The sequence below is a fragment of the Phytoplasma sp. genome, assembly GCF_035187685.1.
GTDB lineage: Bacteria > Bacillota_I > Bacilli_A > Acholeplasmatales > Acholeplasmataceae > Phytoplasma.
The window spans coordinates 1-5,577 of record NZ_CP131023.1; the positions used below are offsets into that span (position 1 = coordinate 1).

The 5,577-nt window shown below is 23.2% G+C and carries 7 protein-coding genes; all 7 read left to right on the plus strand.

All coding sequences use genetic code 11. The annotated features are described in order from the left end of the window. A partial coding sequence (locus Q2306_RS02485; protein ID WP_323847959.1) for a toprim domain-containing protein occupies positions 1 to 909 on the plus strand: 909 nt, incomplete at its 5' end. Between the two features lie 268 nt (positions 910 to 1,177). Further along, complete coding sequence (locus Q2306_RS02490) at positions 1,178 to 1,660, plus strand: hypothetical protein (protein WP_323847960.1); 483 nt, start codon at positions 1,178 to 1,180, stop codon at positions 1,658 to 1,660. Continuing rightward, on the plus strand, positions 1,635 to 2,483 hold the full coding sequence (locus Q2306_RS02495) for a hypothetical protein (RefSeq protein ID WP_323847961.1): 849 nt from the start codon (positions 1,635 to 1,637) through the stop codon (positions 2,481 to 2,483). Before Q2306_RS02490 ends, Q2306_RS02495 begins: the two co-directional genes overlap by 26 nt. Continuing rightward, the gene (locus Q2306_RS02500; RefSeq protein ID WP_323847962.1) at positions 2,483 to 3,106 is read left to right on the plus strand and encodes a hypothetical protein; all 624 of its coding nucleotides are present in this window, start codon (positions 2,483 to 2,485) and stop codon (positions 3,104 to 3,106) included. The genes Q2306_RS02495 and Q2306_RS02500 overlap by 1 nt, the downstream gene beginning before the upstream one ends. A 698-nt stretch (positions 3,107 to 3,804) precedes the next feature. Continuing rightward, positions 3,805 to 5,025 carry a hypothetical protein gene (locus Q2306_RS02505; protein ID WP_323847963.1) on the plus strand — a complete coding sequence of 407 codons (1,221 nt, stop codon included), beginning with the start codon at positions 3,805 to 3,807 and terminating at the stop codon, positions 5,023 to 5,025. 88 nt (positions 5,026 to 5,113) lie between these two features. Further along, on the plus strand, positions 5,114 to 5,341 hold the full coding sequence (locus Q2306_RS02510) for a DUF2963 domain-containing protein (protein WP_323847964.1): 228 nt from the start codon (positions 5,114 to 5,116) through the stop codon (positions 5,339 to 5,341). Further along, the coding region (locus Q2306_RS02515) for a CHC2 zinc finger domain-containing protein (protein ID WP_323847965.1) at positions 5,338 to 5,577 on the plus strand (240 nt) is incomplete at its 3' end. The genes Q2306_RS02510 and Q2306_RS02515, both read left to right, overlap by 4 nt.

The following is a 5,577-nucleotide window of genomic DNA, read 5'->3' on the forward strand; positions in this document are numbered from 1 at the left end:
TTTTTAATATCACACAAAAAAGAGTTTGAAGAATTAAAAACACCTTCTATAAGGCCTCAAACATCAAAAATTAGAGCTATTAGGACCACTAACAAGGATAACCATTGCATTGGGTCTCGGCCATTTTTAACGCCGCCGATTTTGGCCCAAAAACAGGTGTTTTTTAATAAGGTAGCTAAATTTTATCATGAATCTCTTTTAAATAATTCTAATATGTTAAATTATTTGATGTCAAAAAGAAAAATAACATTAGAAACAATACAAACATTTAAAATTGGTTATAGTGATAAAAATAATAATAAATTATTAAAATTATTTCGAGAAGAGAATAAAGAACATTTATTATTATTTGATTTAATAAAATATAATCAAAAACAAAATTTTTATTATGATAGTTTAACTGATGGTTTTGTTTTACCTGTGTTTCATCATGAAACAAGTGATATTAAACATTTATATAAATATAATTATCAAGCAATAACGCCTTTTAATCCTAAATATAAAGCTTTAATTAATCAAAATCCAGATAGTATTTTTTATTATCCATACGGTTTTTTTCAAGCACAACAAACTATTTTAGAGACCCAAACAATGATTATTCATGAAGGGTTCTTTGATGTTATTAGTTGTCATCAAAACGATATTAAAAACGTTGTCGGTTTAATAACTATTAAAAGTTATTTATCAAAATCAATGGTTGATTTCTTAAAAACTAATCATATCACAGTTATCATTGGTTTAGATGATGATGAAAGTGGTTTAATTAATAGTTTACGTTTAAAACAACAATTAGATAACGAAAACATACCTAATATCATTAAACAAATTCCTAGTCATTATCCGTTTAAAGATGCAGACGATTTATTAAGAAATGATAACAGTAATCTTTACAAAAAAATTTATTGTTAAATTATGAAAAAGTTTTTATATAATAAAAACATAATCAAACCAAAAGCCAAAAATAACAAATTATTAATAATATAATTTTATTTAAAGTTATATTATTAATAAAAAAGAACTCTACAGACAATTAAAAAAAGGCTTTTGGTTGGTTTGTAGAGTTCTTTTTTTGTTATATAAACAAAAAAAACTCAAAAAAAAAGTCTATATATTACTGTAACTTTCCCGAGCGAAAGTAATATATAGACAAATCATTAGAGGAGTTAATAATAAAAAAATGCAAAATATTTTTAATCATTTAGATTTAGAACAAATTATAGAATTTTTTAAAAATGCATACAATGTTATTATAACATTCGGAATCGATATATATGATAAATTAACAGGCATCAGAAACATTAAAGGTTTATCGATAGAAAGCATGCAAACGATATTTCAATTCTTATTGGGCTTAATTTATCTTTTAGTAATCGGAACAGTTTTATTATATTCAAGCATTGCTTTTAGTTTCCTAAAAACAATAATAAAAATAATTTACAAAATAATTAATTATATTCTTATTAAACCATTAGTCTTTTTAGTTAAAATATTTATTAAGGGTTTAATAAGAATGATTTCGAATACTAAAGTAACAACCAATGAAAAGACGCCAAACCTAGATGTAAATAAAGAATTATTAATGTTAAGATTACAAAACGGGAAATTAAAAAAACAAATAGAAAGAAGTAAAATTAATGAATTTAAAACCACAAAAAAATAAAATCTTTATTAGTATTATTTTGATTTTTTTATTAATCATTATGCTTCTGACTTCATACATTCTTATTTCTATGAAACATATTGAAGATAATAGAAAAGATATTGAAATAAATAACGAAACTATTTCTGACAATATACAAATAGTTGAGAAGAAAATACCTGTTACTTTACCATGTCCTAATTGTGTTGTTAATAAAAAAATAAAAGAACTTTTTCAACAAATAGAAAAAATACAAGCATCAAAAGAAATTACAAATACTGAAAAACAAAAACAAATAAACCAAATTCAAGAAGAAATAATAGAAAATAATTTTAAAACAAAATTTCATCATTATATTGTTCCTGATAGCGAATTTGAATCAAAATATTATGATTTAAAAAACATTACATGGGAACTTTTTATAAATAATCCTGAAAAAGCTACATTAATGCATAAATTTATTAAAAAATTAAATCCTGAATATAAAGGTTGGATTTGTTCTAATCCTTCATTTAACGAAAACAATGATAAAGTTCGAATTATGACTGAAGTAAAACATCCACCTTGCGATTTAGTAGGTATATATTTTGATAAAGGTAAACGTTTTAACGGAGATGATACTGATTTAGATTGGGATAAATATACTTATGATGAAGTAATAAAAGCAACTAGCGGCGCCGAAAACGTATATATATTTTGGCGAACACGAGAAATGGCAAATAAATTTATACAAAAAGTATTAAATACACAAAAATTCATAGATCCAAACAAACGCGAATTAAATGGTTTTCTTTGTCCTTCTAATGCTAAATTGTTAACAGAACAAGACATTGAAAACTTATAATGAACCAAACAAATATTAAATTAAAAATAAATAATTATAAATTATGGTCAATGATAGCTATTTTAAAATATTTATTATGGCTTGTGATATCTATTTTGTGGGCCATCTTATTATTCTTATTAGGATTATTAATAAAATTTTGGCAAAATCCTAGTGTAACAACTATCGAAAAACAAACAACAAAACAAAAACAAACTTATACTAACAAAGTATTTGCATCTCAAAAACAAACAGTTGTAAATTTACAAAAAACATATAATGAAAATTATGAACAATTATTAATAACTGAAAAATTAAAACAAGAAAACAAAATATTAACAAAACTACACGTTCAATTAGTAAAATTATTTAAATTTAATATTGATAAAAAACTAGAAAATTTAAATAACGAAGAATTACCATATCAAGAAAAATTAAAAGAAACATCAGAAAATTTGAAAAAAATTATAGAAAACAAACCAGAAGATAAACATAATGATAATGAAGACGATGAAGAAGAATTTAATAAAAAATTAAAAATAGGTTTAGGTTTAACAGGAATTGGTTTACTGATTGGAGCTGGCATTTTAATGAGCGGTGGAAGTGCAACTACTTTATTACCGATGTTAGCAGTAGGATTATAAATTTTTAAAATAAATCAATATAAATAAATATAATATTTATGACCAATGTATTTCTCAAGTCAGTCAAAAGACTTTTGGAATGCATTGGTCTTTTTTGTTTCAAAAAGAAAAAAAAAGAGCACGAGGAAAATTATAAATTTTTTATCTATAAAAAAAAAAAAAAAAACGAAGGGGGGCGGGGGGCAGTACATATTTATGCCCAATAAATCATATCGTGCAATTAAAAAATGCACCCCACTGCACCCCACTGCACCCCATGAATTTTAAAACAATGGGGGGCAGTAAAATATATGAATTTTAGGTAATAAATGTATAAATGCACCCCGCCCCACTTGATTTATTGTTTTTTTACTTTTATAGTTTTTAAAAATAAATCCGCTTGCTTTTTTTTTTTTTTTAATTATTATGATAAAATTTAAAAGTCAAGAAGATACGTAGTTTAACAAAATGGCGTTTGAGAAAACTAAATTTTTCTTGACATTTTTTTATTAATATGTTATTATTTTGTTGAACGCCATTTTAAATTATGTAATTTTAGTTTTCTCATTTTATAAAAATATTTTTACTTTCTAATTAATTTTTTTTTATATAGAAACAAAGTTCAAAAGGTTTGTGTATGCGTGGTAGTGTCTCTACCTTTTGGGTTGTTTGTTTGTGTGTAAAAATTAATTAACACATATTAGAAAGAGACACTACCAATGAAAGAAATAAAAACTAGAATTCGATATAAAAATCTTTTAATCGAATTACCAGGTTTAAGTCATGATTTGGATAGACTTAAACCTTTTTTTATTAATCAATTTCAAGTTGGTTTATATAAAATTAAATATTTATTAATTGTTGAAATTAAAGATGAATCTAAAATACAGGTTTTATTAATATTAGATAAAAAACCTGATTGGAGAAATTCTGAACGTTTTAATTTTGATAATTTTATTGCTAATGTTACAAATTGTATTTCTCCTCAGTCTTTTATTTATGAAATTAAAGATGATAAAAAAAAATATAATATTTTATTTGAATTAGGTTCATTTGATAATAAACGAGAAGTGTCACAAGAAACAATAAAAGAACAAGAAGAAAGTTTTCATGATTTTATTACTAAATTAAGAGAAAGATTTAATTTGGATAAAAAATTAACTACTCAAAATATGCGTCAAGAAATATATAATTTTTTAGATGAGACTCGAAATAAAATTCGTTATGATGGTATTACTAAAATAGAAAAAAATATTAATACATATTTTATACGTACTATTGATCCGTTGGCTAAGTTAAAAAAGCTTTATCCATTAACAAGTTATGATTTAGATAATGAAGATGTTAAAAATATTATTACTTTAGTAAGAGAACAATATTTAACTTTAAAAGATAAAGGTAGATGTCAAACAATTATTATTGAAGGCGATACAAAGATTGGTAAATCTAAACTGATAATTGCTTTAATGATTGCTGATCAAATTAAATTTAATTATGCTAAAACTAATTTTGGTTTTGAACCGTTGAATTATAGTGATGATGATGATGTTTATATTGATATTTATGATGAGTTTAATATGTATAAAGTTCGAAGTCATCAATGTATCGAGGCTGTTATTGGTTGTAATTTAGAAGGTTTTACCGTTGGAAAAGAAACTATGGCGAAATTTAAAGAAGAACGTAAATTATGGAATAATAAACTAGCTATTTTTTTATGTAATCCGCATAATTCTTTTAAAACTTGGGTTAATAAGACTCAAGATGAAAATTTACAAAATTACATTTATCAAAATACTATTTTTTATAAAATAAATAGTAATAAACCTTTATACAAACCTGATCCTAAAGAAATTATAAAAGCAGCTGAAAATTTATTTGGTTCAGATAAAATAGAAATGATTGAGTCTCAAAATAAAGAACTGCCAGAGAGTCTAAAATGAAATTACAGGGTGTTCCAAAAAAATGAACTGTAAGAGAGTCTCGTTTTGTTTTAACAAAATTATTTAAATAAAAAAAGGAATTAAAAAGATGGAATCAAAAAAAATAAATTATTGTGACGATGGTAAAACTATTAAATCTATTTGTGAATACGATCTTCAAACAGGAAATAAAATTGAATTAACTTATTATCGTTCTGATGGTAAAAGGCTTCAAGCCATTTATAATTTTGATTCACAAACAGGTAAATTAATAAAATTAACTAGATATTGTAAAGATGGTAAAACAATTAGCAAAATCAAAAATTATGAATTATGATTAATAAATTAGAATATATTAAAGAGATTAATATTTTAAAATATTTAAAATATCTTAATATTAGTTCTGATAATTTTCGTTTTAATTGTTTATTTCACGAAAGCCAAAGCAAAAAATCAATGACTATTAATAACCAAAATAAATGTTATTGTTGGTCTTGTGATAAGGCTTTTGATATTATCGATATTTATCAAAAAATAAAAAATGTTGATTTCGAAACAGCTCTTAATGATTTG